At 67.6% G+C, this 26053-nt stretch carries 30 protein-coding genes; 17 read left to right on the top strand and 13 right to left on the bottom strand.

Going from position 1 to position 26053, the window contains the following annotated elements; genetic code table 11:
• The first annotated feature begins 64 nt into the window (after nucleotides 1-64).
• The 8 genes from L1081_RS19965 (at nucleotide 65) to L1081_RS19930 (ending at nucleotide 7407) form a co-directional block, all read left to right on the top strand.
• The gene (locus tag L1081_RS19965; RefSeq protein WP_012745208.1) at nucleotides 65-250 is read left to right on the top strand and encodes a DUF1328 family protein; all 186 of its coding nucleotides are present in this window, start codon (nucleotides 65-67) and stop codon (nucleotides 248-250) included.
• A gap of 331 nt (nucleotides 251-581) precedes the next feature.
• On the top strand, nucleotides 582-2540 hold the full coding sequence (gene mnmG, locus L1081_RS19960) for a tRNA uridine-5-carboxymethylaminomethyl(34) synthesis enzyme MnmG (protein ID WP_489413735.1): 1959 nt from the start codon (nucleotides 582-584) through the stop codon (nucleotides 2538-2540).
• A gap of 73 nt (nucleotides 2541-2613) precedes the next feature.
• Nucleotides 2614-3255 carry a 16S rRNA (guanine(527)-N(7))-methyltransferase RsmG gene (gene rsmG, locus L1081_RS19955; protein ID WP_489413734.1) on the top strand — a complete coding sequence of 214 codons (642 nt, stop codon included), beginning with the start codon at nucleotides 2614-2616 and terminating at the stop codon, nucleotides 3253-3255.
• A gap of 115 nt (nucleotides 3256-3370) precedes the next feature.
• On the top strand, nucleotides 3371-3985 hold the full coding sequence (locus L1081_RS19950) for a LysE family transporter (protein WP_489413733.1): 615 nt from the start codon (nucleotides 3371-3373) through the stop codon (nucleotides 3983-3985).
• Between the two features lie 7 nt (nucleotides 3986-3992).
• Entirely contained in the window at nucleotides 3993-4907 is a 915-nt protein-coding gene (locus tag L1081_RS19945) for an AAA family ATPase (RefSeq protein ID WP_489413732.1), read from the top strand.
• Entirely contained in the window at nucleotides 4907-5452 is a 546-nt protein-coding gene (locus L1081_RS19940; protein WP_489413731.1) for an alpha/beta hydrolase, read from the top strand. Before L1081_RS19945 ends, L1081_RS19940 begins: the two co-directional genes overlap by 1 nt.
• A complete protein-coding gene (locus L1081_RS19935; protein WP_124960315.1) occupies nucleotides 5452-6399 on the top strand; it encodes a ParB/RepB/Spo0J family partition protein in 948 nt (315 codons plus the stop codon). Before L1081_RS19940 ends, L1081_RS19935 begins: the two co-directional genes overlap by 1 nt.
• A 108-nt stretch (nucleotides 6400-6507) precedes the next feature.
• Nucleotides 6508-7407 (top strand): CsgG/HfaB family protein, encoded by a 900-nt coding sequence (locus L1081_RS19930; protein WP_489413730.1) that lies wholly within the window; start codon nucleotides 6508-6510, stop codon nucleotides 7405-7407.
• Nucleotides 7408-7487: 80 nt separating this feature from the next.
• On the opposite strand, the gene L1081_RS19925 is transcribed toward L1081_RS19930, so the two are convergent.
• Complete coding sequence (locus L1081_RS19925; protein WP_489413729.1) at nucleotides 7488-8912, bottom strand: FAD-linked oxidase C-terminal domain-containing protein; 1425 nt, start codon at nucleotides 8910-8912, stop codon at nucleotides 7488-7490.
• 86 nt (nucleotides 8913-8998) lie between these two features.
• Here L1081_RS19925 and L1081_RS19920 point away from each other — a divergent pair, with 86 nt between their 5' ends.
• From L1081_RS19920 to L1081_RS19905, 4 genes are read left to right on the top strand one after another with little or no spacing between them, the layout of a single operon-like run.
• Nucleotides 8999-9505, top strand: coding sequence for a DinB family protein (locus L1081_RS19920; protein ID WP_489413728.1), 507 nt, complete (start codon nucleotides 8999-9001; stop codon nucleotides 9503-9505).
• A gap of 16 nt (nucleotides 9506-9521) precedes the next feature.
• A complete protein-coding gene (locus L1081_RS19915; protein WP_489413727.1) occupies nucleotides 9522-10127 on the top strand; it encodes a cob(I)yrinic acid a,c-diamide adenosyltransferase in 606 nt (201 codons plus the stop codon).
• On the top strand, nucleotides 10124-10486 hold the full coding sequence (locus tag L1081_RS19910; RefSeq protein WP_489413726.1) for a hypothetical protein: 363 nt from the start codon (nucleotides 10124-10126) through the stop codon (nucleotides 10484-10486). The genes L1081_RS19915 and L1081_RS19910 overlap by 4 nt, the downstream gene beginning before the upstream one ends.
• 34 nt (nucleotides 10487-10520) lie before the next feature.
• Complete coding sequence (locus L1081_RS19905; protein WP_489413725.1) at nucleotides 10521-11039, top strand: CYTH domain-containing protein; 519 nt, start codon at nucleotides 10521-10523, stop codon at nucleotides 11037-11039.
• Nucleotides 11040-11048: 9 nt separating this feature from the next.
• Here L1081_RS19905 and L1081_RS19900 read toward each other — a convergent pair whose 3' ends face one another.
• The gene (locus L1081_RS19900) at nucleotides 11049-11687 is read right to left on the bottom strand and encodes a GDSL-type esterase/lipase family protein (RefSeq protein ID WP_489413724.1); all 639 of its coding nucleotides are present in this window, start codon (nucleotides 11685-11687) and stop codon (nucleotides 11049-11051) included.
• 51 nt (nucleotides 11688-11738) lie between these two features.
• Nucleotides 11739-11921: a hypothetical protein gene (locus L1081_RS19895; protein ID WP_489413723.1), complete on the bottom strand. Its 183-nt coding sequence runs from the start codon at nucleotides 11919-11921 to the stop codon at nucleotides 11739-11741.
• A gap of 218 nt (nucleotides 11922-12139) precedes the next feature.
• On the opposite strand from L1081_RS19895, the gene L1081_RS19890 reads away from it, so the two are divergent.
• On the top strand, nucleotides 12140-12580 hold the full coding sequence (locus L1081_RS19890; RefSeq protein WP_489413722.1) for an RcnB family protein: 441 nt from the start codon (nucleotides 12140-12142) through the stop codon (nucleotides 12578-12580).
• Between the two features lie 96 nt (nucleotides 12581-12676).
• Here the strand turns inward: L1081_RS19890 and L1081_RS19885 are convergent, their stop codons facing one another.
• Nucleotides 12677-12937 (bottom strand): hypothetical protein, encoded by a 261-nt coding sequence (locus L1081_RS19885; RefSeq protein WP_489413721.1) that lies wholly within the window; start codon nucleotides 12935-12937, stop codon nucleotides 12677-12679.
• 114 nt (nucleotides 12938-13051) lie between these two features.
• Nucleotides 13052-13996, bottom strand: coding sequence for a CysB family HTH-type transcriptional regulator (locus L1081_RS19880; RefSeq protein WP_489413720.1), 945 nt, complete (start codon nucleotides 13994-13996; stop codon nucleotides 13052-13054).
• A 191-nt stretch (nucleotides 13997-14187) separates the two neighbouring features.
• Here L1081_RS19880 and L1081_RS19875 point away from each other — a divergent pair, with 191 nt between their 5' ends.
• Entirely contained in the window at nucleotides 14188-14790 is a 603-nt protein-coding gene (locus tag L1081_RS19875; protein WP_489413719.1) for a TetR/AcrR family transcriptional regulator, read from the top strand.
• Nucleotides 14791-15004: 214 nt separating this feature from the next.
• Nucleotides 15005-15922 carry an alpha/beta fold hydrolase gene (locus L1081_RS19870; protein ID WP_489413718.1) on the top strand — a complete coding sequence of 306 codons (918 nt, stop codon included), beginning with the start codon at nucleotides 15005-15007 and terminating at the stop codon, nucleotides 15920-15922.
• Between the two features lie 56 nt (nucleotides 15923-15978).
• On the opposite strand, the gene minE is transcribed toward L1081_RS19870, so the two are convergent.
• From minE to L1081_RS19845, 5 genes are all read right to left on the bottom strand, one after another.
• Nucleotides 15979-16257, bottom strand: a complete 279-nt coding sequence (gene minE, locus L1081_RS19865; protein WP_012745230.1) for a cell division topological specificity factor MinE — start codon at nucleotides 16255-16257, stop codon at nucleotides 15979-15981.
• A gap of 3 nt (nucleotides 16258-16260) precedes the next feature.
• Nucleotides 16261-17076 carry a septum site-determining protein MinD gene (gene minD / locus L1081_RS19860; RefSeq protein WP_319428366.1) on the bottom strand — a complete coding sequence of 272 codons (816 nt, stop codon included), beginning with the start codon at nucleotides 17074-17076 and terminating at the stop codon, nucleotides 16261-16263.
• Between the two features lie 55 nt (nucleotides 17077-17131).
• The gene (gene minC / locus L1081_RS19855; protein WP_319428367.1) at nucleotides 17132-17908 is read right to left on the bottom strand and encodes a septum site-determining protein MinC; all 777 of its coding nucleotides are present in this window, start codon (nucleotides 17906-17908) and stop codon (nucleotides 17132-17134) included.
• A 121-nt stretch (nucleotides 17909-18029) separates the two neighbouring features.
• Nucleotides 18030-19316: a solute carrier family 23 protein gene (locus tag L1081_RS19850; RefSeq protein WP_489413717.1), complete on the bottom strand. Its 1287-nt coding sequence runs from the start codon at nucleotides 19314-19316 to the stop codon at nucleotides 18030-18032.
• A gap of 87 nt (nucleotides 19317-19403) precedes the next feature.
• Nucleotides 19404-19826, bottom strand: a complete 423-nt coding sequence (locus L1081_RS19845) for a hotdog fold thioesterase (protein WP_047784496.1) — start codon at nucleotides 19824-19826, stop codon at nucleotides 19404-19406.
• 83 nt (nucleotides 19827-19909) lie between these two features.
• On the opposite strand from L1081_RS19845, the gene L1081_RS19840 reads away from it, so the two are divergent.
• A complete protein-coding gene (locus L1081_RS19840; protein ID WP_489413716.1) occupies nucleotides 19910-21244 on the top strand; it encodes an AsmA family protein in 1335 nt (444 codons plus the stop codon).
• Between the two features lie 59 nt (nucleotides 21245-21303).
• Here the strand turns inward: L1081_RS19840 and L1081_RS19835 are convergent, their stop codons facing one another.
• The 3 genes from L1081_RS19835 to L1081_RS19825 all read right to left on the bottom strand — a co-directional run bounded on the left by L1081_RS19835 (nucleotide 21304) and on the right by L1081_RS19825 (nucleotide 24523).
• Complete coding sequence (locus tag L1081_RS19835; RefSeq protein WP_489413715.1) at nucleotides 21304-22692, bottom strand: tripartite tricarboxylate transporter permease; 1389 nt, start codon at nucleotides 22690-22692, stop codon at nucleotides 21304-21306.
• Complete coding sequence (locus L1081_RS19830; RefSeq protein WP_489413714.1) at nucleotides 22689-23141, bottom strand: hypothetical protein; 453 nt, start codon at nucleotides 23139-23141, stop codon at nucleotides 22689-22691. Before L1081_RS19830 ends, L1081_RS19835 begins: the two co-directional genes overlap by 4 nt.
• Before the next feature lie 95 nt (nucleotides 23142-23236).
• Nucleotides 23237-24523 carry a hydroxymethylglutaryl-CoA reductase gene (locus L1081_RS19825; protein ID WP_489413713.1) on the bottom strand — a complete coding sequence of 429 codons (1287 nt, stop codon included), beginning with the start codon at nucleotides 24521-24523 and terminating at the stop codon, nucleotides 23237-23239.
• A gap of 137 nt (nucleotides 24524-24660) precedes the next feature.
• On the opposite strand from L1081_RS19825, the gene L1081_RS19820 reads away from it, so the two are divergent.
• Nucleotides 24661-26049, top strand: coding sequence for an aminotransferase class I/II-fold pyridoxal phosphate-dependent enzyme (locus L1081_RS19820; RefSeq protein ID WP_489413712.1), 1389 nt, complete (start codon nucleotides 24661-24663; stop codon nucleotides 26047-26049).
• Nucleotides 26050-26053 lie beyond the last annotated feature (4 nt).

Raw genomic sequence — 26053 nt, 5'->3', positions numbered from 1 at the left:
GGGTGTGGCCGGTTCCTAAGCTCCCCCGCACGGTGGGCGAGGCTCGCCGCAAGGAGTTTTTCAGATGTTGAAGTACGCGATTATTTTTGCCTTGATCTCGCTGGTGGCCGGGGTGCTTGGCTTCGGCGGCATTGCGGCAGGCGCAGCCGGCATCGCCAAGCTGCTGTTCGGCCTGTTCCTGGTCCTGGCGGTGGTGTTCGTGGTCTTGGCGGCACTGGGGATTGGCGCAGTGAAAAAGGCGATCGATTGAGACACCGTCCGCAACCGGTCTGGCCGCGGTCCCGCCCCCTCGGCCTGCTGCTTCAGAGCCCGGCACATCGCGTGGTGCGCGTGCTGCTCGTCACGCAAACGCACTGGCAGCTTCCCGAGCATCGCTCGCGCCGGCGACACGCCTGAGAGCTTGGATGGATTGCTATTAAATTAATAGCGAACTATCCAAGATACGAGAGGGAAATGGCGGGCACAGGTGATTCAGGCGCCATTAACCATATTGCCCGCATATCGGACGCAGACCGGTACCCCCGATTAAAATTGGTGCCCCTTTGCGCAGCGCACGCGTCAGTAGTGCGCCCCTCTTTCAAATGCTGTATCCCGAAGAATTCGATGTAATCGTCGTCGGCGGTGGCCATGCCGGCACCGAGGCCGCGCTCGCGGCTGCCCGCATGGGCGCCAAGACGCTGCTGCTCTCCCACAACATCGAGACGCTGGGGCAGATGAGCTGCAACCCGTCGATCGGCGGTATCGGCAAGGGCCACCTCGTGAAAGAGGTCGATGCGCTGGGCGGCGCGATGGCCATTGCCACCGACGAGGCGGGCATCCAGTTCCGCATTCTCAATTCGAGCAAGGGTCCGGCAGTGCGTGCGACCCGCGCGCAGGCCGACCGCGTGCTGTACAAGGCCGCGATCCGCCATCGCCTGGAAAACCAGCCGAACCTGAGCTTGTTCCAGCAAGCGGTCGATGACCTGATGGTGGAGGGCGACCGCGTGGTTGGCGCCGTCACCCAGGTGGGCATCGCCTTTCGCGCGCGCACCGTGGTGCTCACCGCGGGGACTTTTCTCGACGGCCGCATCCATGTGGGCCTCGACAACTACCAGGCCGGACGCGCGGGCGATCCGCCCGCGGTCAGCCTGTCGGCGCGGCTCAAGGAACTGAAGCTGCCGCAGGGACGCCTGAAGACCGGTACGCCCCCGCGCCTGGACGGCCGGAGTATCGATTTTTCGAAGTGCACCGAACAGCCCGGCGATGGCATGCCGGGCGGGGCGGGGCCGATGCCGGTGTTCAGCTTCATGGGTCGGGTCGACATGCATCCGCAGCAGATGCCGTGCTGGATCACCTACACCAATGCGCGCACGCACGACATCATCCGCTCGGGCTTCGACCGCAGCCCGATGTTCACGGGCAAGATCGACGGCGTCGGCCCGCGCTACTGCCCGAGCGTGGAAGACAAGATCAACCGCTTTGCCGACAAGGAAAGCCACCAGATCTTTCTCGAGCCCGAAGGGCTGACCACCAACGAGTACTACCCCAACGGCATCTCGACCAGCCTGCCGTTCGACATCCAGTACCAGCTCGTGCGCTCGATGCCTGGGCTGGAGAACGCCCACATCCTGCGGCCGGGCTACGCCATCGAGTACGACTACTTCGATCCGCGAGAACTCAAGAGCAGCTTCGAGACACGCTCGATCAAAGGCCTTTTCTTTGCCGGGCAGATCAACGGCACCACCGGCTACGAAGAGGCTGCGGCCCAGGGCCTGTTTGCCGGCATCAATGCGGCGCTCCAATGCCGTGGTGAGGAAGCCTGGCTGCCACGCCGGGATGAGGCTTATCTGGGCGTGCTGGTCGATGACCTGATCACCAAGGGCGTGACCGAGCCATACCGCATGTTCACCAGCCGCGCCGAATTCCGGCTGCAGCTGCGCGAGGACAACGCCGACATGCGACTGACCGAAGCAGGGCGCAAGCTGGGCCTGGTGGACGATGCGCGATGGGACGCCTTCAGCCGCAAGCGCGACACTGTTTCACGTGAAACAGAACGGCTCAAGTCGATCTGGGTGAATCCGCGCAACCTGCCGGCCGCCGAATCGGAGCGCGTGCTCGGCAAGGCCATCGAGCATGAATACAACCTGGCCGACCTCCTGCGCCGGCCCGATGTGAATTACGAGACGCTGATGTCACTGGACGGCGGAAAGTACAGCGCAGGGTCACCACTCAGTGAAATTGAAATCGAGCAGATCGAAATCTCGGCCAAGTACTCGGGCTACATCGAGCGCCAGCACGATGAAGTGGAGCGCGCAGCGCACTTCGAGAACCTGCGCCTCCCGGCCGATTTCGACTACAGCCAGGTCAAGGCGCTGAGTTTCGAAGTGCGCCAGAAGCTCGACAAGCACCGGCCCGAAACGCTGGGCTTGGCGTCACGCATTTCGGGTGTCACGCCCGCCGCAATTTCCCTGCTGATGATCCATTTGCGGAAGGGCGGCCACAAGGCTTTCAACCGCGACGCCGCCACGGAAGCCGCTGCAGAATCGCAGCCCGCCCAATGAGCGCCGCGCCGGGCCGCCCCAAGCAAGCTCGCTCCCGCTTGGCGGGAAGGCGCGCAGCGCCAAGGGTGCACCAATGACCGCGCCCATCGACACGCTGCGCCAAGGCGCGGCGGACCTGGGCACGGCCTTGTCCGATCAACAAGCAGAGCAGTTGCTGGCCTACGGCACGCTGATGCTCAAGTGGAACAAGGTCTACAACCTTACAGCTCTGCGCGATCCGGCCAGCGTGCTGACGCACCATCTGCTCGACAGCCTGGCAGCCGTGGCGCCGTTGCAGCGCGAATGGGCAGGGAAGGGCAAGTTGCTCGACGTCGGTTCCGGGGGCGGCCTGCCGGGCGTGGTGATTGCCATCATGCGGCCGGATCTCGAGGTGAGCTGCCTCGATGCCGTTGCCAAGAAGGCAGCTTTCGTCCAGCAGGTGGCAGCCGAACTCGATCTGCCCAATCTGCGCGGCCTGCATGCGCGCGTCGAATCGCTGACGGGCAGCTATGAAGTCATCAGCTCCCGGGCTTTTGCCTCGCTGCCTGATTTCTTCAACGGGTCCAGGCACCTGCTCGCGCCTGACGGCGTCTGGTTGGCAATGAAGGGTAAGGTACCCACCGATGAACTCGCTGCCTTGCCCCAAGGTATCGCAGTGTTTCACGTGGAACAATTGACCGTTCCAAGCCTGGACGCCGAGCGCTGCATCGTCTGGGCGCGCAAAGAAGCGGCCTGAATCGCCAAAAAGAAGCCGCCGCATCGGTGAAAGCCGATGCCGGGTGGTCCTCGCAAGGGCCGGCCTCGCTTAGACTCGACGCCTCCCCCTGGCTCTCTTTCTCGAGGCAAATCCCATGTTCGGCATTGCTGACTACGGCGCATTCGTTGCCGCCATCGTCCTCTTTCTCCTGATTCCCGGTCCGGGCAACCTCGCGTTGATCACCTCGACCAGCAAAGGCGGAATCCGTGGCGGCTTGGCGGCCACGTTGGGCGTGATCATCGGCGACCAGTTCCTGATGTGGGCGGCGGTGGCGGGCGTGGCGGCGGTGCTGGCGGCGTATCCGGCCGCATTCAAGGCGGTGCAATGGCTGGGCGCCGCCTACCTCGCATGGCTGGGCGCCAAGATGCTGCTGGCCAAGCCCGGCGCGGCGCCGATCCTCAACATCCGCCCCAGCCACTTCATGCGCCAGGCGCTCGCCATCACCTTGCTGAACCCCAAGGCCATTGTGTTCTACATGGCCTTCTTCCCGCTGTTCGTCGACCCCGCACGCCACCAGGGCCTGGTCACTTTCGGCGCCATGGCCGTGACGATTGCCGTTCTGACCTTTCTTTATGGCCTGACTTCGACGCTGCTCACGCACTTTCTGGCGGAGCGCATTCGCGCCAACCCGCGCATTTCGGGCATGCTCGAAAAGCTCGCGGGCGTCTTCCTGATTGCCTTTGGCGTCAAGCTCGCCATTTCCCGCTGATCCTCATATGGCCAAGATTTTCTGCATTGCCAACCAAAAGGGCGGCGTCGGCAAGACCACCACCACCGTCAACCTTGCCGCCGGGCTGGCCAAGGTGGGCCAGCGGGTGCTCATGATCGACCTCGATCCCCAGGGCAATGCAACCATGGGTTCGGGCATCGACAAGCGCCAGCTGGAGCTCACGGTGTACGACGTGCTGCTCGAGTCGGCGTCGGTGGCCGAGGCGCGCGTCAAGGCCGACAAGCTCGTGGAGGGCGGCTGCGGCTACGACGTGCTGGGCGCCAACCGCGAACTGGCCGGCGCCGAAGTCGAGATGGTGGCGCTCGACCGCCGCGAAAAGCGCCTGCGGACGGCGCTTGCCGCGGTGGGCGCCGAGTACGACTTCGTGCTGATCGACTGCCCGCCGAGTCTGAGTCTGCTGACGCTCAACGGCCTGTGCGCCGCCCATGGCGTGATCGTGCCGATGCAGTGCGAGTACTTCGCGCTCGAGGGGCTCACGGACCTGGTCAACACCATCAAGCAGGTGCATGCCAACCTCAACAAGAACTTGCAGATCATCGGCCTGCTGCGCGTGATGTTCGATCCGCGCATCACGCTGCAGCAGCAGGTGAGCGAGCAGCTCAAGGCCCACTTCGGCGACAAGGTGTTCGACACCGTGATCCCGCGCAACGTGCGACTGGCCGAGGCGCCGAGCTATGGCCTGCCGGGCGTGGTGTTCGACCCGGCCGCGCGCGGCAGCCAGGCCTTCGTTGCCTTTGCCAGGGAACTGGTCGAGAAGATGCCGCCGGCCAGTGCCTTCGCATCCGGGGCCGTTGCGCCGCCCATTGCGCCGGTCGGGCCGGTCGCGCCGCCCAACCTGGCCGTCCCCGAGGACGTGTTGTCGCCGGCGGGTGGCCCCGATTCGGGCGAGAAAAGCTTCTGATGGCAGCGTCCCGTGTCTTCCTGCTGCCGGGCTGGCAGAACAGCGGTCCCGGCCATTGGCAAACCCGCTGGGAGTCGGTCCACGGCGACCACCGCATCGAACAGCACGACTGGATGCGGCCGCTGCGCGGCGACTGGTCCGCACGGCTCGAGGAAGAGGTGCTCGCAGCGCCTGGCCCCGTGGTCTTTGCGGCACACAGCCTGGGATGCATCCTCGTCGCGGCCTGGGCTGCGCATTCGCGCAACACGCACAAGGTGCGGGGTGCGCTGCTGGTCGCACCCGGTGACGTCGAGCGCGACGACCTGCGCCAGCTGATCCCGGGCTGGGCACCCATCGTGCGCAAGCCGCTGCCGTTTCCCTCGGTGCTGATTGCCGCCAACGACGATCCCTACTGCGAGGCCGCGCGCTCGCGCCAGATGGCCGCCGACTGGGGCGCGCGCTTCGTCGACGCCGGTGCGGGCGGCCACCTGAACGCCGAATCCGGCCTGGGCGACTGGGTCCAGGGCCGGAAACTATTGAACGAAATCTCGAAAGACACGCACTGATGGCGACCAAGAAACCCAAGGGCCTGGGACGCGGCCTCGAAGCGCTGCTCGGCCCCACGGCCGCGCCGTCCGCCGACCCCACCGGCTCCGACGAGGGCGCCGCCGCGCAGAATCCGAACACGCTGATGCTCGACGAGATGGTGGCGGGCGTCTACCAGCCGCGCACCCGGATGGACGAAGGTGCGCTGTACGAGCTGGCCGAGAGCATCAAGGCGCAGGGCATCATGCAGCCGATCCTGGTGCGCCGGCTCGATGCCGAATCGGCCGCCGCCAAGAACGCCGAGTACGAAATCATCGCGGGCGAGCGCCGCTTCCGCGCCGCCAGGCTCGCGGGCCTGGACCGCGTGCCAGTGCTGGTGCGCGACGTGCCCAACGAGGCTGCGGCGGCCATGTCGCTGATCGAGAACATTCAGCGCGAAGACCTCAATCCGCTCGAAGAAGCCCAAGGCCTGCAACGCCTGGTGTCAGAGTTTGGGCTCACTCACGAAGCTGCCGCACAGGCCGTAGGGCGGTCGCGCAGCGCGGCCAGCAACCTGCTGCGCCTGCTGAACCTGGCCGAGCCGGCACAGCAGATGCTGATGGCGGGCGACATCGACATGGGCCATGCCCGCGCGCTGCTCTCGCTCGACCGCGGTACGCAGATCACCGCCGCCAACCAGATCGCGGCCAAGAAGATGTCGGTGCGCGAAGCCGAGGCGCTGGTGAAAAGGCTGGCGGCCGAGTTCACCCTCACGCCGTCGCGCCGCAGCAACGACGGCGAGAAGTCGCGCGACCTGCAGCGCGTGGAAGAGGAACTGGCCGACCTGCTGACCGCCGAGGTCGAGGTCCGCATCAAGAAGCGCAGCAAGCGCGGCGGCAAGGTGGAGGAGAGCGGCGAGCTGGCGATCCACTTCGGCTCCATCGAGGCGCTCAATGGACTGATCGAGCGCATCCGCCGAACGGCCTAGGCGCGGGGGCGTCCAGTCGGACATTCGCGTGATTGATTCTTGCAATCTTTTACGCGTATCCTCGCCGCTGACGTTTCAACACCAGATCTCGACGAGAGGGAGTTCTCCATGAAGTTCAGGACAAAGTTTCCGTTCGCGGCCGTGGCTGCGGGCGCGCTGCTGCTGACCGGTTGCGCGACCACCGACATGCAGATGGGCAGCCAGTCGGCCAAGACCATGGCCACGGGCAGCGCCGCGGGTTCTGCCACCGCTGGCGAAAGCAGCCAGCTCGAGCGCTGCGAATCGCCGCTCGGTACAGTCTCGCTGATCGAGAACGTGAATTCCGGCTGGTACACCATCCTCACCGGCGAATACCGCCTGCCGCCCACGGCCAACCTGCTGCGCCTCTTGGTGCAGCAGTCGAACTGCTTCGTGGTGGTCGAGCGCGGCGCGGCCGGCATGAACGCCATGACGCGCGAGCGCGCGCTCATGCAGTCGGGCGAAATGCGCGGCGGCAGCAACTTCGGCCGCGGCCAGATGGTGGCTTCCGACTACGGCCTGTCGCCCGAGATCGTGTTCAGCAACAGCGATGCCGGCGGCATCGGTGGCGCGCTGGGCGGCTTGGTGGGCGGCGGCCGGGGCCGCGCCCTGGCGGCCGTCGGCGGCAGCTTGCAGACCAAGGAAGCCAGCGCGCTGCTGACGCTCATCGACAACCGCTCGGGCGTGCAGGTCGCGGCTTCGGAAGGCAGCGCCTCCAAGACCGATTTCGGCGCCTTCGGTGCCCTGGCGGGCCGAAGTGCCGGCGGCGGCCTCGGCGGCTACACCAACACGGCGCAAGGCAAGGTGATTGCCGCAGCCTTCATGGATGCCTTCAACCAGATGGTGCGCTCGCTGCGCAGCTACAAGGCGCAGACGGTGCGTGGCCAGGGCCTCGGCGGCGGTGGCCGCCTGGGCGTGGATGGCGGCGCGGCACCGTCGCAGACCTTCGTGCCGGCCGAGCAGCCGGCGCCCGCGCGCCGCCGCAGGTAAGCAAGGCGCGCGGCCACCGACAAGAAAGCCCGGGGCTCTCGCGAGCCGCCGGGCTTTTTTCATGGGCGCTTTCGAAGAGATCAGAGCGCGAAGATCTTTCCGGGGTTCATGATGTTCTTCGGATCGAGCGCGCGCTTGATCGTGCGCATCATGTCGATCGCACCCACGCCTGCTTCCGTCACCAGGAAGTCCATCTTGTGCAGCCCCACGCCGTGCTCGCCGGTACAGGTGCCCTCGAGCGCCAGCGCGCGGCTCACGAGCGAGTGGTTCAGCTCCTCGGCCTTCACGCGCTCTTCGGGAATGTTCGGGTCGAGCAGGTAGCCGAAGTGGAAATTGCCGTCGCCCACGTGGCCGACCAGGAAGTAGGGGATGCCGCTGGCATCGGCCTCGGCCACGGAGTCGAGCAGGCAGTCCGCCAGGCGCGAGATGGGCACGCAGGTGTCGGTCGAGATCACGCGGCAGCCGGGGCGCGACTGCACGGCCGCAAAGTAGGCGTTGTGCCGCGCGGTCCACAGGCGCGTGCGCTCTTCGGGCGTGCTGGCCCATTCGAAGGCATTGCCGCCATGGCCGCTCGCGAGCTCCTGCACGGTCTCGGCCTGCTCCTTCACGCCGGCCGGCGAGCCGTGGAATTCCATCAGCAGCATCGGCTCTTCGCGCAGGTTCAGCTTGGCGTAGGTGTTGACCATGCGCACCGTGTTCACGTCGATCAGCTCCACGCGCGCGATCGGCACGCCGAGCTGGATCGTCTCGATGGTGGTGCGCACCGCGGCCTCGATGCTCGGGAACGAGCAGATCGCGGCCGACACCGCCTCGGGCAGCGGATAGATGCGCAGCGTGACTTCGGTGACCACGCCCAGCGTGCCCTCGCTGCCCACCATGAGGCGCGTGAGGTCGTAGCCGGCGGACGACTTCTTCGCGCGCGTGCCGGTACGGATGACCTCGCCACCGGCCGTGACCACTTCGAGCGCCAGCACGTTCTCGCGCATGGTGCCGTAGCGCACGGCGTTCGTGCCGCTCGCGCGCGTGGCGGTCATGCCGCCGATGGAGGCGTCCGCGCCCGGGTCGATGGGAAAGAACAGGCCCGTGCTCTTGATCTCGTCATTGAGCTGCTTGCGCGTGACGCCGGGCTGCACGGTCACGGTGAGGTCGTCGGCATTGACCGACAGCACCTTGTTCATGCGCGAGACGTCGATGCTGATGCCGCCCTGCACCGCCAGCAGGTGGCCTTCGAGCGACGAGCCCACGCCGAAGGGAATGACCGGCACGCTGTGCTCGCTCGCAAGCTTCACCGCGTCGGCCACGTCCTGCGTGCTTTCGGCAAACACCACGGCCGAGGGGGGCGGCGCGTCGAAGGAGGACTCGTCCCGGCCATGCTGCGTGCGCACGGCCATGGCCGTGGAACAGTTGCCGCCGAAGCGCGCTTTCAGGCCCTCGATCAGGCTGTCGGGCACATCGCGCAGATGAAGCTCCGGCATCAGGTGCGAGGTTTGGGTCGGGGCGTTCATCGGGCGTCTCCTGGGCGTGAAATGGGGCGGGGGCTCTGTTCGGCCATTTTACGGAGCGAGCACCATAATGCGCTTCGGAAAAAGCCATGAACCCCACGACCCTCGCAGCGCTTGCTGCATTCCCCTCGCAGCTCGAAGCCCACTATGCGGCCATTCCCGATGCCTTCCGGCACTGGGCGCCGCCCTCGTGGGAGGGCGTGCCCAGCGAGGCCTTCACGGCCATCGAGCAGCTCTGCCATGTGCGCGACATCGAGGTCGAGGGCTACCACGTGCGCTTTCGCCGCACACTGGAAGAAAGCCATCCGACGCTGGCCTCGATCGACAGCGAGCCGCTCGCCATTGCGCGTGCCTATGGCATGGCCGACGCGGCAAAGGTGCTGGCTGAATTTCGCATCGCGCGTACCCGGACCATGGAAATCGTCTCGAACCTGACGGACGTGCAACTTGCGCGCACGGCGGTGTTCGAAGGCTATGGGGCGCTCACGATGCGCAGCCTTGTCCACTACCTTTGCAGCCACGACCAGCAGCATCTGGCGGGCCTGCAATGGCTGGCCGGCAAGATCGACGCGTCGAAGGCCGCGGTCGCCGCATAAACCAGGAGCAGCCATCATGGGCAACCGACTTTCGCAGATCGCCACCCGCACCGGCGACGACGGCACCACCGGCCTCGGCGACAACACCCGCGTGCCCAAGGACCATCTGCGCGTGCACGCGATGGGCGACGTGGACGAACTCAACTCGCAGATCGGCCTCTTGCTGTGCGAGCCCATGCCGGGGCCTGTGCGCGAGCTGCTGGTCGACGTGCAGCACCAGCTCTTCAACCTGGGCGGCGAGCTTTCGATGCCGGGCTACACGCTGCTGAAGGCCGACGCGCTGCTGCAGCTGGACAACGCGCTGGCCGAGCACAACGCCGCCTTGCCGCGCCTGGCCGAATTCATCCTGCCCGCGGGCACGCGCGCGGCCTCGCTCGCGCATGTGTGCCGCACGGTGGCGCGGCGGTCCGAGCGCGCCGTGGTGGCGCTCGGCGCGACGGCCGAGCTCAACGATGCGCTGCGCCAGTATCTCAACCGGCTCAGCGACCTGCTCTTCGTGCTCGCGCGCGTGCTCAACCGCATGAACGGCGGCGACGACGTCTACTGGAAGAGCGAACGCATGGCGCGCGCCGCGGCGGCGGATGCAGCCGAGTCCATCGATGAAAAAGGAAGCCCGTCATGACGAAAATACCTGCCCATGGATTCGCGTTGGCCGCGGCAAGCGCCGCGCTCCTGCTGCTGTCCTCCGCCACCGTTCACGCGCAGAGCGCCGACAGTCCGCCCACGGCGCAGCCCGCGCACACGCTCAAGCCGCCGCCGCGTGACAGCAAGGTCGTGAACGGCGTGCAGCGCGGCACCAACGCCGCCGGCCGCGGCATCGACCGCGCCGAGGACGCGACGCGGCGCGGCGTCAACAACGTTTCGGAAAAAGCCAGCCGGCCGGTGCGCCGGGTGGGCGAGTCCTTCGGACGCAAGCTGGCCCCCGGTTCCAGCGGCCGCACCGCGCCGCCGCCTGTGGGGCCGCAGGGCAACGCGCCCTGAGCGAGAGCCGCCGCGACGAGGCAGACCACCCGAAATGGCAAGAAACATAGAGATCAAGGCCCGCATCGACAGCGTGGAACGCGTGGCACTCATCGCCGCGAAGCTTGCCGATTCGGGCCCCATCGAAATCGCGCAGGACGACACCTTCTTTCGCTGCGAAAACAGCGCCGACCGCCTCAAGCTGCGCACCTTCGCGCCCGACCGCGCCGAGCTGATCTTCTACCGCCGCGCGAACAGCAGCGGCCCGAAGGAATCGTTCTACCTGATCTCGCCCACCACCACGCCCGACGTACTGCGCGAATCGCTCACGCTCGCCTGGGGCCAGGCAGGCCGCGTGCGCAAGCAGCGCCGGCTGTTCATCGTGGGCCGCACGCGCGTGCACCTCGACCGCGTAGAAGGCCTCGGCGAATTCCTCGAACTCGAGGTGGTGCTGAAAGAAGGCGAGCCCGCCGAGGTCGGCACGGCCGAAGCCCATGCGCTCATGGCGCAACTGGGCATTGCGTCCGGCCAACTCGTGCAGGGTGCCTACGTCGACCTGCTGCAGGCCGCCTGAGCCCCGCCGTCAGCGCCAGCCCGCGGCCTTGAGCTGGTCGGCGAGCTGCTGCGCAACGCGGGCATAGCCCTCGGCATTGGCATGGATGCGGTCGGAGCGCAGCGATGCGTCCGACAGCACGCTCGAATACACATTGGGCACGAGCAGCGCCTGCCCCGTCTTCGCCACCTCCTCGTAGAACAGCGCATCGCTCAGCGAGCCGACGGCCGCGCGCATCGCGTCGGGCGAGGGCGTGGCCAGCAGCGCCACGTAGGGCGTGTGCGCGCGCGCCTGGCTGACTAGGGCCGCGAGGTTCTCGCGCGTGGCCGCTGGCGACACGCCGCGCAGCATGTCGTTGCCGCCGATGCCGATCAGGACCGCGTCGTAGCTGCCGGCGGCCAGCAGCGGCGGCAGGCGCTCCAGCGCGCCGGCCGAGGTGTCGCCGTTGAGGCCTGCGTTCTCGATCTGCCAACCGGTGAGCTCGCCCAGCTTCACGGGCCAGGCAGCCTCGGGCGGCGCGCCGTAGCCGAAGGTCAGGCTGTCGCCCAGTGCGAGCACGCGGGCATCGGGTTTCAGTGCGGCGGCGGAAGGCTTGCGCTTGCCGCAGGCGGCCAGGATGGCGGCTGCAGGCACGCCGGCCAGCAGGTGGAGGAGGTGTCGTCGCTTCATGCTGCGCGCGAGCATAAACGCAGTCCAGGAATCGCCCGCTTGCGCCTTCGCTCAATCGGAACGCTTGAAGAAGCGGTACAGGCCCGCAACCAGCATGACGGCGCCCAGGAGAGCCCCGACGGTCTGGCCGCCTTGATAGCCGCCGATTCCAGCAGGCGGCCCCGACATGAGCCACCTCAGGAGCATGCCGCCGCCCCACACGATGCCGATGGCACCAATGATCTTGTCACGCATGTTGATGAATGGCGCCTCCACGCCTGATGCTTTGCAGGCCCATTGTCGCCAGAGCCCCGGGCCCGGCGCAAATCGGTACCGCGGAAACCGGCTTGAAGGACAACGCGCCGCCCCGATACCAGCACTTACCTGATTTCACCTGACCGCGACCTGATGGGTGCAAGGCAGACACAAGCGCCGCTGACAATGGACTCGTCATCAACACGAAGGAGTTCCAGATGATCATCAATTCAAAGAGCATGGCCGTCGCTGCTGCGGCGCTCGCGATGTGCATGGCAGCGGGAAGCGCCTTCGCACAGGACCGAGGCCATGATCGCGATCATGACCGCGGCAACGATCGAGGCAACGGCCGCTACGAACAACAGGACCGCCGCTTCGACCGGCACGACGACCGCCGCGGCGACCGCTACGGGCGCCAGGACTATCGGCCGGGCCGCCAATTCGACCGCGCCGGCTACCCCCAGCCGCACGCGGAGTGGCGTCGCGGCGGGCGCGTGCCTCATGAATACCGTGGCCGCAACTACGTGGTGAACGATTGGCGTGCCTACCGCCTGCAGCAACCGCCGCGCGGCTACCAGTGGGTAGGTGTGGGCGGCGACTACGTGCTCGCGGCCATTGCCACCGGCGTGATTGCCCAGATCATCGTGGGCAGCCAGTAAAGCGCCTTGCGCGCAGGCCGTAGCCTGCGCCAAGCCTCATCAAGACCGCCGCAGCTTCCTGCGGCGGTCTTTTTGTTTTGAAAGGAGCGAAGCCTCTCAGGCGGCCACGGTGGGCAGCGACTGGGCGCAGACATTGCGCCCGGTGATGGTGAGCCGCAGGCCGCCGCCGTGCCATTCGAGCCAGTTCAGGCTCACGTAGGCGTCGATGTCGCTGTCGTCGATGCGATCCGCCTGGCGGCTCTGCAGCAGCTCCACCGTGGCGGGCAATGCCCGCCTCAGCCGCTCGCGCCGTTCGGCGGCGTCGGCGGCCTTCAGGGCGGCCCTTGTTTTCTGTTGCTGCTGCGGGGTCGATGCCATTGCTGATCCGTTCCGGGAAGCCAAGGAATTAACCCGAATGTACGCCCCCTGTGTGAAGCAGCGCGCATCTTTTTAAAACCTGTTGCTGCGGCCGCCGAATACGTTGCGCAGACGCTAGATTTCGTAGTGCGATCCCCTGGGATCATCGCCCAGAGCCTTTTCGACGACCGCGCGCGTCAAAGTGGGTGCGAACGACTCGATGAAGGCGTGGACGTACTTGCGCAAGTAGTTGCCGCGCCGCACGGCGAGCTTGGTCATGTTGATGCCGAAGAGCCGGCCCGCATCGAGCGCGCGCAGCTGCGTGTCGCGCTCCGTCTCGTAGGCCACGCCGGCCACGATGCCCACGCCCATGCCCAGCTGCACGTAGGTCTTGATCACGTCGGCATCCATCGCGGCCAGCACGATGTTGGGTTCGAGCCCGCGCTGCGCAAATGCCTCGTCGATGCGCGAGCGCCCGGTGAAGCCGGTGTCGTAGGTGATCAGCGGATGGCGCATGAGCGCCTCGAGCGTCAACGGCGCGTCGAGCAGTGCATGGCCCGGCGGCACGATGACCGAATGCGTCCAGCGGTAGCAGGGCAGGGCCACCAGCTGGGGATAGTCGCCCAGCGCCTCTGTTGCGATGCCCACGTCGGCCTCGCCGTCGATCAGCATCTGCGCGATCTGCTTGGGCGAGCCCTGGTGCAGATGCAGCTTCACGTTGGGAAACTGCGCGCGGAATTCCTGCACCGCCACCGGCATCGCATAGCGCGCCTGCGAATGCGTGGCCGCCACCGAGAGCAGGCCGCTCTGCTGCGCCACGAACTCCTGCCCCGCATGCCGCAGGTTGCTGCTCTCCATCAGCATGCGCTCGATGATCGGCAGCACGTGGCCGCCCGGCTCGGTGAGCCCGGTGAGCCGCTTGCCGGCGCGCACGAAGAGTTCGATGCCGAGCTCTTCCTCCAGCTCGCGGATCTGCCGGCTCACGCCCGGCTGGGAAGTGTGGAGGGTATGGGCGACTTCGGTCAGGTTGAAGCCGCAACGAACGGCCTCGCGTACCGAGCGCAGTTGTTGGAAGTTCATCTGGCGCGGAGGAAGATCGGAGAGAAAAAGAAAGGCCCGGATCGGGCCGAGCGGCGATTCTCGGCACAAGTGCTTATGCGGGGAACGATGCGTTTGTTGGTTCCACATGAGCAAAACATCTGTGCCTGCCACCTGTCGCTGTGGCTGCGAGCGAATTTGCAATTTCGCACGACTGTGCTAAAGTTGCCTGCATGGACGCCAAGACCCAGAAAAGCGAACTCACCCGCGCCGCCATCGTCGGCGCGGCGATGGACCTTGCACTGGCCGAAGGCCTGGAGGCCATCACGCTGCAGGCTGTGGCCAGCCGCCTGGCGCTCTCCAAGAGCGGCGTGTTCTCGCGCGTGGGCTCGCGCGAGGCGCTGCAGAAGGCGGTGATCGAGGAATACGGCCGCCGCTTCCTGGCCGACGTGTTCGTGCCGGCCATGCAAAAGCCCAAGGGCCTCGCGCGGCTCGACGACATCGTCGGGCGCTGGATCGCCCGCACCCGCGACATCGAGGCCGAAACCGGCTGCATCTACATGGCGGGCGCCTTCGAATACGACGACCGCGAAGGCGAACTGCGCGACCTGCTGTTCGGCGAGATCACGCGCTGGCGCGCCGCGCTGCGCCGCACGGTGCTCCAGGCGGTGGAAACCGGCGAGCTGCGGCCCGACACCGACCCGGCGCAGCTGGTCAGCGAATTGAACGGCCTCATCATGGGCCTGCTGCACGACGCGCGCTTCCTGCGCGACCCCCAGGCCGCCGATCGCGCCACGCAGACCTGGCAGCGGCTTCTTTCGAGCTACCGCGCCTGAGCCGCGGCACAGGCCATTCCGTTACGTCTTTCTTTGTCTTAATTTCGCACGATCGTGCGATAAAAAGGAGAAGCACCATGCTGATCATTGCCCTCTGTCTTGTCGTCTACCTGGGCGCCATCGGCGCCGAAACGGTCCGCACCGCGCTGCGCAGCCTGCCGCGCAGCAATGAGGACTGGGTCTGGTACTGAATGAAGAACGCAGGAGCCCACGCATGACGAGTACGACCACCTCCGCGGCCACGCATGCCGCGCAGTCGAACTATTACCGCCCGGGCCGCCTGATGCGCGCCTTGCGCTTCGGCCTGACCGCCTCGCAGCGCCTGTGGCCCGCGCTGGGCGTGCGCGCTGCCTACCGCGTGTTCGGCACGCCGCTGCCGCCCAAGTGGCTCTACCGCGGCCAGGGGCCCGGTGCCGGTTGGCGGCGGGAGGCCTGGGCTTTCGAAAACGCCGGCCTCGGCCTCTATCACCTGGCTGCGCAGGACTTCGGTGCGGAATCTGCGCCCGTCGTGCTGCTGGTGCACGGCTGGGGCGGGCATGCGGGGCAGATGCTGGCGCTTGCGCAGGCGCTGGCCGATGCGGGCCTGCGGCCCGTGCTGCTCGAACTGCCGGCCCATGGCCGCAGCGCGGGCACGATGAGCAACTCGCCGCAGTTCGCGCGCGCCATTGCGTACGTGGTCGCCAGGCTCGCGGCCGACGGCCATGCGCTGCGCGCGGTGGCCGCCCATTCGCTGGGTGCCAACGGGCTGGCGCTGGCGGCCGCGCAGGGCCTCTGCGCCGATCGGCTGGTGCTGCTTGCGCCGCCGGCGTCGCCGCGCGAATACACGCGCTATTTCGCGCACACCTTCGGGCTCAGCGAGGCCACGCGCCTGGCCATGCAGCGGCGGTTCGAGGCGCGCGAAGGCATCCTGATGGCGCAACTGGAGCCGGTGGCCGTCGGTCCGCGCATCGCGCAGCCGACGCTGATCGTGCATGACCGCGACGACCGCGTGAACCGCTTTGCGGACGCCGAGGCCTATCGAGACGCGATCAGGGGAGCGCGGCTGGTGGCCACGCAGGGACTGGGGCACCGTCGCATCCTCAAGGAGGAGGACGTGGTCCGCCAGGTGGTGCGCTTCGTGGCGCAGCCCTGAGCGACGGACGGGCAAGCGCGGGCGGGCAATGCCGCCCGCCGCGCGTTCTTTCTTTTTCAGCGCGCCGGCGAAGGTGCCGGGTCGGGCAGCTCGATCTTGATGTCGAGCACTTCGAGGTCGTCCTGTTTTTCCAGGTGAACCTTGATGTCATCGGCATTGATCTTCACGTACTTGGAGATCACCGCCATCAGCTCGCGCTGCAGGTCGGGCAGGTAGTCGGGGCGCTTCTTGCCGCTGAGGCTGGACCGCTCGTGCGCGAGGATGATCTGCAGCCGCTCCTTGGCGACGCTGGCCGTCTTCTTCTTTTCGCCGAGCAGGAACGAGAAAAAGGACATGGCCTACTTGCCTCCGAAAATTCGCTTGAAGAAGCCCGGCTTTTCGGCGTCGACGAAGCGCATCGGGCGGTCTTCGCCCAGGAAGCGCGCCACCACGTCGCTGTAGGCCTTGGCCACGTCGGTATCCTTGTCGTGGATCGCGGGCACGCCCTGGTTGGAAGCCTGCAGCACGCTTTCCGACTCGGGAATGACGCCGATCAGCTTGATGCGCAGGATGTCCTGGATGTCTTCCAGCGAGAGCATCTGGCCGCCGGCCACGCGGTTGGGGTTGTAGCGGGTGATCAGCAGGTGCTCCTTGATGGGGTCGCCGCCTTCCTTCGCCCGCTTGGTCTTGCTGCTGAGCATGCCCAGGATGCGGTCGGAGTCGCGCACCGAGGATACCTCGGGGTTGGTCACCACGAGCGCCTCGTCGGCAAAGTGCATGGCCATCATCGCGCCGGTCTCGATGCCGGCGGGCGAATCGCAGACGATGTAGTCGAAGTCCATCGCGGCCAGGTCGGTCAGCACCTTTTCCACGCCTTCCTGCGTGAGCGCTTCCTTGTCGCGCGTCTGCGAGGCCGCGAGCACGAACAGGTTGTCGCACTGCTTGTCCTTGATGAGCGCCTGGCTCAGGTTCGCCTCGCCCTGGATCACGTTGATCAGGTCGTACACCACGCGGCGTTCGCAGCCCATGATGAGGTCGAGGTTGCGCAGGCCCACGTCGAAGTCGATCACCGCCGTCTTCTTGCCTGCGAGCGCGAGGCCCGACGCGAAGCTGGCGCTCGTCGTGGTCTTGCCGACGCCGCCCTTGCCTGAGGTCACCACCACAATTTTGGCCATGGCCATTCCTTCTTGTTTCGATTCGGTTGTTGGTTTTTCAGATTCGCCGCGCCCGTCAGGGAATCGCGTCGATCACTAGCTTCTTGCCATCGAGGCGTATCTGGGCCGGCTTGCCGAGTACCGGGTCCGGCAGCGGCACTTCGTTGGTGCGGTAGATGCCCGCGATGGCCACGAGCTGCGCTTCCATGCAGGTCGAGAAGATGCGCGCCTCGGTGTTGCCGCGCGCGCCGGCAATGGCCTTGCCCCGCAGCGGCGCGTAGACGTGCACGTTGCCGTCGGCAATGACCTCGGCGCCGAAGCTCACCACCGCGGTCACCACCACGTCGCCGCCGCGGGCGTAGACCTGCTGGCCCGAACGCAGCGGCTTGTCGATCAGCAGGGTACCGTTGGCCGGTACCGGCACTTCGCGCACGATCTGCGGCGCTTCGCTGGCGGGCGCCGGCGAAGCGGCCGGTGGCGCCGGTGAGCGCGGCGCGGGCGCCACCGGCATGGCCGTGAGCGACAGGCCGGCCGCGCGGGCCGCGGCATTCTGGGCGTTGTTGCCCCCGCGCACCGCAATCGGCTGCGTCTGGTGGCGCGCCAGCAGGCCGCGCAGCGCCGCGAAGTCGAGCTCGGCGGGTTCCTCGCCGCTCTCTTCGTCCGGCTGCAGCTGCGAGAGGTCGATGACCACCGGCTCCTGCTCGAAGAAATCGGGCGAGTCGGCCAGCTGCGCGTCGAGGGCCTCGGCCAGCACGGCCAGGTCGGCCGTCTTGAGGATCACTGCGATCAGCGGCAGCGTGGCGCTCTTGAATTCGAAAACCGCCTTGGTGCGCGCGGCGGAGACATCGGCCATTGGAAAACGTCGGTGCGAAAAGCGTTGAAGTCTAACGGGCGCGGGCTTCGGGCCAATGACCGGGGCCCGCTTCAAGCACCTCGGACAACATTTCTTGCACGAGGTTTCACTTTGCAGGGCCTCAGGCGTTGCGCGTCCGGCCCAGAAGCGCGTAGAGGATGATCGCGCCGAAAGTCGCGGTTCCGATGCCGCCCAATGCGAAGTCGCCGAACTTCAGGGTGAAGTCGCCGGTGCCGATGATCAGCGTGATGGCTGCCACGATCAGGTTCTTGTTCTGCGAGAAGTCGACCCTGTTGTCGACCCAGATCTTGGCGCCCGCAATGGCGATGAGACCGAACACCACGATGCTCACGCCGCCCATCACCGGCAGCGGAATGGCCTGGATCAGCGCACCGAACTTGGGGCTGAAGCCCAGCACCAGCGCGATGAGCGCGGCCACCACGAACACCGCCGTCGAGTAGATGCGCGTGGCCGCCATCACGCCGATGTTCTCGGCATAGGTGGTCACGCCGGTGCCGCCCGAGGCACCGCTCACCACGGTGGCAATGCCGTCGCCGATGAAGGCGCGGCCGATGTAGGGGTCGAGGTTGCGGCCGGTCATGGCCGTGACCGCCTTCAGGTGGCCGAGGTTCTCGGCCACCAGGATGATGGCCACGGGCGCGATCAGCAGCATGGCACTGGCCGTGAACACCGGCGCGGTGAAGGTCGGCAGGCCGAACCAGGCGGCATTGGCGATGCCGCTCAGGTCCACCGGCTTGCCAAGGCCCATGCCGTTGGTCAGCGCCGCATAGACCAGCGTGGCCAGGATCAGCCCGACCAGGATCAGCAGCCGCTGCAGCATGCCGCGCGTGAACACCGCCACCAGCCCCACGCAGAGAAAGGTGACGGCCTGCATCCAAGAATCGAAATTGCTGGCCGCCATGTTCTTGATCGGCACGCTTGCCAGGTTGAGCCCGATCACCGCCACCACCGCGCCCGTGACCACCGGCGGCATGAAGCGCTCGATCCAGCCGGTGCCGATGGCCTGCACCAGGGCGCCGATCAGGATGTAGACCACCCCGCAGGCCACGATGCCGCCCAGCGCCACCGCGATGTTGGCGTTGGGCCCCTTGCCCGCATAGCCGCTGGCCGCGATCACCACGCCGATGAACGCGAAGCTCGAACCCAGGTAGCTGGGCACCTTGCCGCCCGTCACCAGGAAGAAGATCAGCGTGCCGATGCCGCTCATCAGGATGGCGATGTTGGGATTGAAGCCCATCAGGATGGGCGCCAGCACCGTGGCGCCGAACATCGCGATCACGTGCTGCACGCCCATCGCGCCGGTCTGCAGCCAGGGCAGGCGTTCGTCGGGCGCGACCACGCTGCCCTCGGTGGCGGCGACTTCGCGCCAGCTGAACAGGTTGCTCATGAGTGGTTATCTCCTCGGTAGTTATGTTCCTGGGGGGCTTCTCTCGGCCCGCTGCCGCCCGCGTGCCGGGCGGATTTCTTCTCTTCGCTAGCGCGGCGGCAGCACCGCCATTGTGATGCGTGAGACGCAGGTCAATTCGCCCGCGTCGTTGGTCATGTCGATCTGCCACACCTGCGTGGTGCGCCCGCGGTGCACCGGCCGCGCGGTGCCCGTGACCCAGCCGCTGGTGGCCGAGCGGATGTGGTTGGCGTTGATGTCCAGCCCCACGGCCCGGTCGCCCTCGGGGGCCGAGTAGTGCGCGCCGCAGGAGCCCAGCGTCTCGGCCAGCACCACCGACACGCCGCCATGCAGGATGCCGTAGGGCTGGCGGGTGCGTTCGTCCACCGGCACGCGGGCGCGGATGAAGTCGTCGCCCACCTCCAGGAATTCCATGCCCAGCGTCGACACGGCGGTGCCGATGTGGTTGCGGGTCAGCTCCTCGACAGAGACTTCTTTTTTCCAGATACGCATTCGGTTTCTCCGGTGCAGGGTTTGGGAAACTATAGCGACGGCAGCTGACAACGGCAGTCGCCTTTGCGTGCTAAGTTGGCCCGATGAAACGCCCTGTCCGCCGTTGGCTCATCGGCATTGCCGCAGTCCTGCTGCTGGGCATCGGTGCGGTGGTGTGGGTGGCGAGCACCCGCCTGCCCAGCGACGAGGAAGTGGCCGCGCGGATTGCCGATGGCTTCGAGAAGCGCTTCGGCGTCGGCCTGAAGATCGGCGGCGCGCACTGGGCGCTGTGGCCCAGCCCGGTGCTGGTGCTGTCCGACCTGGCCACCGAACAGCCGCGCCCCGTCACGCTGCGCCGCATCACGGTCCAGCTCAAGCTGCGGGAACTGCTGCGCCGCGTCGTCGCCATCGACGAGGTCGAGATCGAGAGCCTGGTGCTGCCGCGCGAGTCGGTGCGCGCCTTCCGCGGCAAGGGCCCCAAGCCGAACGAGGGCGGCGGCATCGTCACGCTGCCCGCGCCCTGGGCGCTGGCGCCGGTTCCGCTCGAAAAGCTGCGCTGGCGCGACCTGACCTGGATCGACCGGCGCGACATTGCGCTGGCCTACGACGGCGAAATAACCTTCGACGCCGGCTGGCGCCCGCGCCAGGCGCGCATCGAGCGCGCGGGCGTGTCGCCGCCCGCCCGGCTGCGGCTGGACCGCGCCGCCGGACAGGACCGGTGGCGCACCCGCATCGACATTGGCGGCGGCACGGCGAACGGCGTGGCCTGGTTCGAGACACTGCCGCCGAACGACCTGCTGCGCGTGTCGGCCGAGCTCGAGCCCCGGCAGGTGGACATCGAGGGCCTGCTGCAGGCCTTCGACCGGCGCAGCGCCGTGGCCGGCAAGGCCTCGGGCCAATCCACGCTGGTGGCCGAGGCCGGAGAGGTGGGTGCGCTCTTGCGCAGCCTGCGCACCCGCACCGCCTTCTCGGTCCAGCCCGCCACGCTCACGCGGCTGGACCTGGCCAAGGCCGTGACCACCGCCGGCATCAGCCGTGGCGGCAGCACGCCGCTGGACGAGCTCACCGGCGTGCTCGACACGCAGGGCACCGACGACGGCGTGGTGCTGCGCTACACCGGGCTCAGGGCGCGCTCGGGCGTGCTCACGGCCAGCGGCCACCTGCGGCTCTTCAACCGCAAGCTGGACGGCGAGATCGCGGTGGACCTCATCGACGGCGTGGTGGGCATGCCGCTCCAGATCGGCGGGACCATGAGCGAGCCGGAGGTGTCGCTGACCGGCGGCGCGCTGGCCGGCGCGGCGGTCGGCACCGCGGTGTTGCCGGGCGTGGGCACGGCGCTCGGCGCGCGGGTGGGACAGCAGTTGGAGAAGCTCTTCGGCGCGGAAGAGCCGGCGAAGAAGAAGCCGGCACCCCGCCAGGGGGCGCGGGCTTCGCCCTGAGGCGCAGGCGGGGCATGGCGGCGGAAGCTCTTCGAAGCCTTGCTGCACATGCCGGGGCGTCAGCCGAAGGCCTTGATGGCGGCCGGCACCGTCAGCACCGCCGTGTAGTAGCCCATGAACTGAACGCCGGTGTTGAAGCCGATGGCGCGCGACAGCAGGCCGCCGAGCAGGCCCATCGTGAGGATCACCAGCAGGCCGAGCAGCTGCCCTTCCCATACGCTGATCACGACGATCAGGCCGACGAAGGTCGCAATGATGGCCTCGTGGCTCACCTTGCGCGAGACGAAGAGCGCCGCGCGGCGCGCGAAGTTCATCGTGAACGGATAGGCCACCAGCGCCGCGAGCACCACCGCCAGCAGGCCGTAGCCCAGGAACTCCCAGTGGTTCAGCAGGTTGTGCAGGTTGTGGGTCTGGCCGGTGGCCGAATCGATGGTGAACACCGGCGGCGCATTGAAGAGCGGCGCCGCCGGCCCCGCCGCCACGGGACTCAGCGGCAGGCCGATCGCGATCAGCGGAATCAACGCCTCGGCGATGTAGGTGGCCTCGGTCACGCCGTTGCGTGCGGCCAGCGTGGTGGTGAGCCGGTGGTAGGCGTGCTTGATGCGCGAGCCCACCAGCTCGCCCAGCACCACCGTCATCGCGACCGGGCTGAACACGAAGGTGGCGCTGGAGATCGCGGCGGTCGCGAAGGTCCACTTCACCTGGCCGCGGTCGAGCACCTTGAACGGGTTCGGGAAGTAGCCCGACCAGCCCTTCACGTCCGGCGCGAGCGAGAAGGTGCGGACCTTGTCGCGCTTCATGCGCGCCCGCGCCGCGGGAGAAATCACCGAGAACAGATCGGCCACCAGCGGCCCGATCGCGATGCCCAGGAAGTAGCTGATGCTGAGCTTCACGCCGTACTTGCCGGTGAGCGCCTGCAGCGCCACGATCACCATCACGAACGGCACCAGCGTGGCCACCGAGGCCCAGCGCCCGCTCGAGAAATATGCAATGGCCGCGGCCGCCACCACGAAGATCCAGGGCGCCGCCTTGGTGATGGCCGCGCCGTAGGGCGCCAGCAGCACCGCGAAAAGCACGGCCAGCGGGACGGCGAGAAAGGCCGCGATGATTGCGCCCGACACCATCTTGCGCAGCGCGATGTGCGGCACGCCGAGGTTGCGCAGCACGTTCGCGTCCTGCAGCAGCGGTGTCGCCATGGTGTCGCCCGGGATGCCCAGCAGCGCGGTGGGCACCGCATGCGTCATGTGCTTGGCCACGGCCGCTGCGAGAAAGAAGGTGAACACGCCTTCGGGCGGCACGCCGAGCAGCACCACCAAGAGGGTGAGCGGCGCGAGCGTGGTGGTTTCGTCGGTGCCCGAGACGAGGCCGATGGCCGCGAACACGATGGCGCCCACCAGGCCCATGCCGGTGGCGACGAGGATCTGGTTCAGGAGTGCGGCATCGATCACGGTGCGGCTCCTTCGGCATTCCTGGCGCGGGGCTTGTACGACGCGAACAGGTCGTAGATCTCCAGCTCCTTCATCTCGCGTACCACGGACGGCGGCAGGTCATCCACCGAGCCCAGGTCGCCGTGCTCGCCGGCCAGTTCGGCCAGCACTTCTTCGCGCCAGCGCGGATCGGCTTCTGTGCCTTCCACCACTTCGCGCTTCGGCGTGAAGAGCTTCGCGCAGACCAGGCCCGACACCACGCAGCCGCCGAGGCCGGCGAGCATGGCGTAGGCGCGTGCCAGCTCGGGCGTGCTCACGGCGCTCGCGAGCACGCGGCTGGCCACGAGATAACCCGTGAGGCTCACCGCGACACCGATGACGATCGACCATCCGAGATGGCCCAGGTCGGCCGTGTCGCCCCATATCTCCACCAGCCGCCATCTGGCGCGCGTTGCACTGTCTGCGTTCATTTTTCGTGTGTCTCCGTCTGTGGTTATGTGACGGCCACTTCCATGGCCGCCGCGGTTTCGGCCGCGGTCCGTCGCGCGGGCCTCTCCCGCCTTGCCTACTTCCTGCGCAGCGCTTCGAGCAACGCCATGGCGCGGTCGGTGCGCACGTCGTGCTCTGCGGCCATCTGCCTGGCGATGCTGTCGATCTCGTCGCCGATGGCACCCGCGACGAGCGCGATGTTGCGGGCATGCAGCGCCATGTGGCCACGCTGGATGCCTTCGGTGGCGAGCGCGCGCAGCGCGCCGAGGTTCTGCGCGAGGCCCACGGCCACCGCGACTTCGCCGAGCTCCTGTGCCGACTTCACGTCGAGGATCTTCAGTGCGAGCCGGGCGAGTGGATGCGTCTTGGTGGCACCGCCGACCAGCCCCACCGGCATCGGCATCTCGATGGTGCCGACCAGTGCGCCCGTCGTGTCCTTCTCCCAGGTGGTCAGCGAGCTGTAGCGCCCGCTGCGGCACGCATAGGCATGCGCACCGGCTTCCACCGCGCGCCAGTCGTTGCCGGTCGCGACGATCACCGGATCGACGCCGTTCATGATGCCCTTGTTGTGCGTCGCCGCGCGATAGGGGTCGACGGCCGCGAAGGTGTAGGCATCGATCACACCCTCGACCACTTCCTCGCCGCTGCGCTCGCGCGTGGCGAGCACAGCGGGGGCGAGCCGCACGCGGGCGCGCGCCAGCCGCAGGTCCGCGAGGTTCGACAGGATGCGCAGGCGCACCGTGCCGCCCGTGAGCTTTTCGACCAGCGGCGACACCGCCTCGGCCATCGTATTGACGGTGTTCGCGCCCATCGCGTCGCGCACGTCGACGATCAGGTGCATCACCACCATCGCGCCGCGCGGCGTGTCGCCGAACACATGCACCTCGATGTCGCGGCAGCCGCCGCCCAGGCCGATCAGCACCTTGTCGCGGCTGTTCGCCGCGGCCAGGATCTGGTCGCGCGCACGCAGCAGCGCGAGCCGCGCGCCGTACGGGTCGGTGAGGCCGATCACCTGCACCTGCGCGCGCATCAGCGGCCCGGTGCTCGAGGCCTCGAAGCCGCCGCCCTCGCGCGCCAGCTTGGCCATGAACGACGCGGCCGCCACCACCGAAGGCTCTTCGACAGCCATCGGCACGAGGTAGTCGCGCCCGTTCACGGTGAAGTTGCCGGCCACGCCCAGCGGAAGCTCGAAGGTGCCGATCACGTTCTCGACCATGCCGTTGGCGCGGTCCACGCTCAGGGCGCCGGGTTGGGCGAGCAGCGCCACCTCGTCGCCGGTGAGCGAGGCGGCTTGCGCAATGTGGGCCAGGCGCTGCGCGGGTGTGAGCGCGCGGAAGTTGGGAATGCGGGAATCGGCGACCATCGTTGCTTGTCTCTTCGGAGGATGAATTCAGGAGCAGGCAATTTAGGTCGGCTGTACCGGCAGCGGAAGGTACAGTTTGGCGGGACAGTACGGACAGTGCTGCGCCGCAGCGGCCCGCTGTGTCACAGTCGCAGCCCATGACCACGATTGCCGATTCGCTTGCCGACACCCTCGCGCGCCAGATCGCGAGCGGCGCCTACAAGGCCGGCGACAAGCTGCCGTCGCTGCGCGAACTCGCGCAACTGCACGGCTATGCCAAGAACACGGTGGTGGCCGCGTTCGAGCTGCTGGTGTCACGCGGCCTCGTCGAGCCGCGGCGCGGTTCGGGCTATTTCGTGCTCGCGCAGTCGACCCCCAGGCCCGTCGAGGAAGACGCGGGCAGCCTCGGCCGCGCGATGGACATCGTCTGGCTCATGCGCGAGCAGCTCAAGACCCAGCCCGACGCGGTGGCCGTGGGCGATGGCTTTCCGCCGGTCGAATGGCTGGCCGACGTGCGGCTCGACAAGTACCACCCGAAGGTGGTCCGCACGGGGCTCGGCGCGCTGTTCCGCTACGGCAGCCGCTTCGGCTATGCGCCGCTGCGCGACCACCTCGTGCGCAAGCTGGCCGACTTCGGCATCGGCGCCGAGCCGCGGCAGATCGTGCTCACGCACGGCGCCAACGAGGCGATGGACATCGTCATCCGCTATTTCGTGCCGCCCGGCGGCAAGGTTCTGGTGGACGACCCGGGCTACTACCCGCTGTTCGGAAAGCTCAAGCTCGCGGGCGCGCAGATGCTGGCCGTGCCGCGGCTGGCCGACGGGCCCGATCTCGACGTGCTGGAGCGACTGTTGATGGCCGAGCGGCCGCGCCTCTTCTTCACGCAGTCGCTCGCTCACAACCCCACGGGCTCCGACATCTCGCCGGCCAAGGCCTTCCGCGTGCTGCAGCTCGCGCAGAAATACGACCTGCTGATCGTCGAGAACGATCCGCTGGCCGACTTCAAGCCCACGGCCTTGCCGCGGCTGTCGGCGCTCGACCAGCTGGAGCGCACCATCTACATCGGCAGCTTCTCGAAATCGTTCTCGGCGGCGCTGCGCGTGGGCTTCATCGCCTGCGGGGCCGACCTGGCGAGCGACCTCGCGGACCTGAAGGCGCTGATCCACGTGAGCAGCTCGGAGTACAGCGAGCGCACGGTCGACGTGATCCTGAACGAAGGCCACTACCAGCGGCACCTGAACCGCCTGCAGGACCGCCTCGGCGAGGCCACGCGCAAGGCGTTGCAGCTGTTCGATTCGGTCGATGCGGAGGTCTTCGCGCGCACCCCGCAGTCGCTCTATGTCTGGGCCGCGCTTCCCGGCGTGGCCGACTCGCTGGTGCTGGCGAAGGAACTGCTGCCGCGCAAGATCGTGATGGCGCCGGGGCGCATCTTCAGCGTCGATTCGACGCAGGTCTCGCGCTGGTCGCGCTTCAACGTCGGTGCCATGGCCGATCCGCGTTTCGCGAAGGCGCTGCGCACCGCGCTGCGGCGCCGTCCCGGCGGCTGATCTT

The sequence above is a fragment of the Variovorax sp. MSC1_012 genome, from assembly GCF_023667525.1.
Taxonomy (GTDB): domain Bacteria; phylum Pseudomonadota; class Gammaproteobacteria; order Burkholderiales; family Burkholderiaceae_C; genus Variovorax; species Variovorax beijingensis_B.
Note: the sequence above shows the minus strand (reverse complement) of the source record. Positions and strands in the feature narration are given on the sequence as shown.

Coding starts and splice junctions, on each gene's coding strand:
- L1081_RS19965 (WP_012745208.1), top strand. CDS start 65: ATGTTGAAGTACGCGATTATTTTTGCCTTGATCTCGCTGGTGGCCGGG.
- mnmG (WP_489413735.1), top strand. CDS start 582: ATGCTGTATCCCGAAGAATTCGATGTAATCGTCGTCGGCGGTGGCCAT.
- rsmG (WP_489413734.1), top strand. CDS start 2,614: ATGACCGCGCCCATCGACACGCTGCGCCAAGGCGCGGCGGACCTGGGC.
- L1081_RS19950 (WP_489413733.1), top strand. CDS start 3,371: ATGTTCGGCATTGCTGACTACGGCGCATTCGTTGCCGCCATCGTCCTC.
- L1081_RS19945 (WP_489413732.1), top strand. CDS start 3,993: ATGGCCAAGATTTTCTGCATTGCCAACCAAAAGGGCGGCGTCGGCAAG.
- L1081_RS19940 (WP_489413731.1), top strand. CDS start 4,907: ATGGCAGCGTCCCGTGTCTTCCTGCTGCCGGGCTGGCAGAACAGCGGT.
- L1081_RS19935 (WP_124960315.1), top strand. CDS start 5,452: ATGGCGACCAAGAAACCCAAGGGCCTGGGACGCGGCCTCGAAGCGCTG.
- L1081_RS19930 (WP_489413730.1), top strand. CDS start 6,508: ATGAAGTTCAGGACAAAGTTTCCGTTCGCGGCCGTGGCTGCGGGCGCG.
- L1081_RS19925 (WP_489413729.1), bottom strand. CDS start 8,912: ATGAACGCCCCGACCCAAACCTCGCACCTGATGCCGGAGCTTCATCTG.
- L1081_RS19920 (WP_489413728.1), top strand. CDS start 8,999: ATGAACCCCACGACCCTCGCAGCGCTTGCTGCATTCCCCTCGCAGCTC.
- L1081_RS19915 (WP_489413727.1), top strand. CDS start 9,522: ATGGGCAACCGACTTTCGCAGATCGCCACCCGCACCGGCGACGACGGC.
- L1081_RS19910 (WP_489413726.1), top strand. CDS start 10,124: ATGACGAAAATACCTGCCCATGGATTCGCGTTGGCCGCGGCAAGCGCC.
- L1081_RS19905 (WP_489413725.1), top strand. CDS start 10,521: ATGGCAAGAAACATAGAGATCAAGGCCCGCATCGACAGCGTGGAACGC.
- L1081_RS19900 (WP_489413724.1), bottom strand. CDS start 11,687: ATGAAGCGACGACACCTCCTCCACCTGCTGGCCGGCGTGCCTGCAGCC.
- L1081_RS19895 (WP_489413723.1), bottom strand. CDS start 11,921: ATGCGTGACAAGATCATTGGTGCCATCGGCATCGTGTGGGGCGGCGGC.
- L1081_RS19890 (WP_489413722.1), top strand. CDS start 12,140: ATGATCATCAATTCAAAGAGCATGGCCGTCGCTGCTGCGGCGCTCGCG.
- L1081_RS19885 (WP_489413721.1), bottom strand. CDS start 12,937: ATGGCATCGACCCCGCAGCAGCAACAGAAAACAAGGGCCGCCCTGAAG.
- L1081_RS19880 (WP_489413720.1), bottom strand. CDS start 13,996: ATGAACTTCCAACAACTGCGCTCGGTACGCGAGGCCGTTCGTTGCGGC.
- L1081_RS19875 (WP_489413719.1), top strand. CDS start 14,188: ATGGACGCCAAGACCCAGAAAAGCGAACTCACCCGCGCCGCCATCGTC.
- L1081_RS19870 (WP_489413718.1), top strand. CDS start 15,005: ATGACGAGTACGACCACCTCCGCGGCCACGCATGCCGCGCAGTCGAAC.
- minE (WP_012745230.1), bottom strand. CDS start 16,257: ATGTCCTTTTTCTCGTTCCTGCTCGGCGAAAAGAAGAAGACGGCCAGC.
- minD (WP_319428366.1), bottom strand. CDS start 17,076: ATGGCCAAAATTGTGGTGGTGACCTCAGGCAAGGGCGGCGTCGGCAAG.
- minC (WP_319428367.1), bottom strand. CDS start 17,908: ATGGCCGATGTCTCCGCCGCGCGCACCAAGGCGGTTTTCGAATTCAAG.
- L1081_RS19850 (WP_489413717.1), bottom strand. CDS start 19,316: ATGAGCAACCTGTTCAGCTGGCGCGAAGTCGCCGCCACCGAGGGCAGC.
- L1081_RS19845 (WP_047784496.1), bottom strand. CDS start 19,826: ATGCGTATCTGGAAAAAAGAAGTCTCTGTCGAGGAGCTGACCCGCAAC.
- L1081_RS19840 (WP_489413716.1), top strand. CDS start 19,910: ATGAAACGCCCTGTCCGCCGTTGGCTCATCGGCATTGCCGCAGTCCTG.
- L1081_RS19830 (WP_489413714.1), bottom strand. CDS start 23,141: ATGAACGCAGACAGTGCAACGCGCGCCAGATGGCGGCTGGTGGAGATA.
- L1081_RS19825 (WP_489413713.1), bottom strand. CDS start 24,523: ATGGTCGCCGATTCCCGCATTCCCAACTTCCGCGCGCTCACACCCGCG.
- L1081_RS19820 (WP_489413712.1), top strand. CDS start 24,661: ATGACCACGATTGCCGATTCGCTTGCCGACACCCTCGCGCGCCAGATC.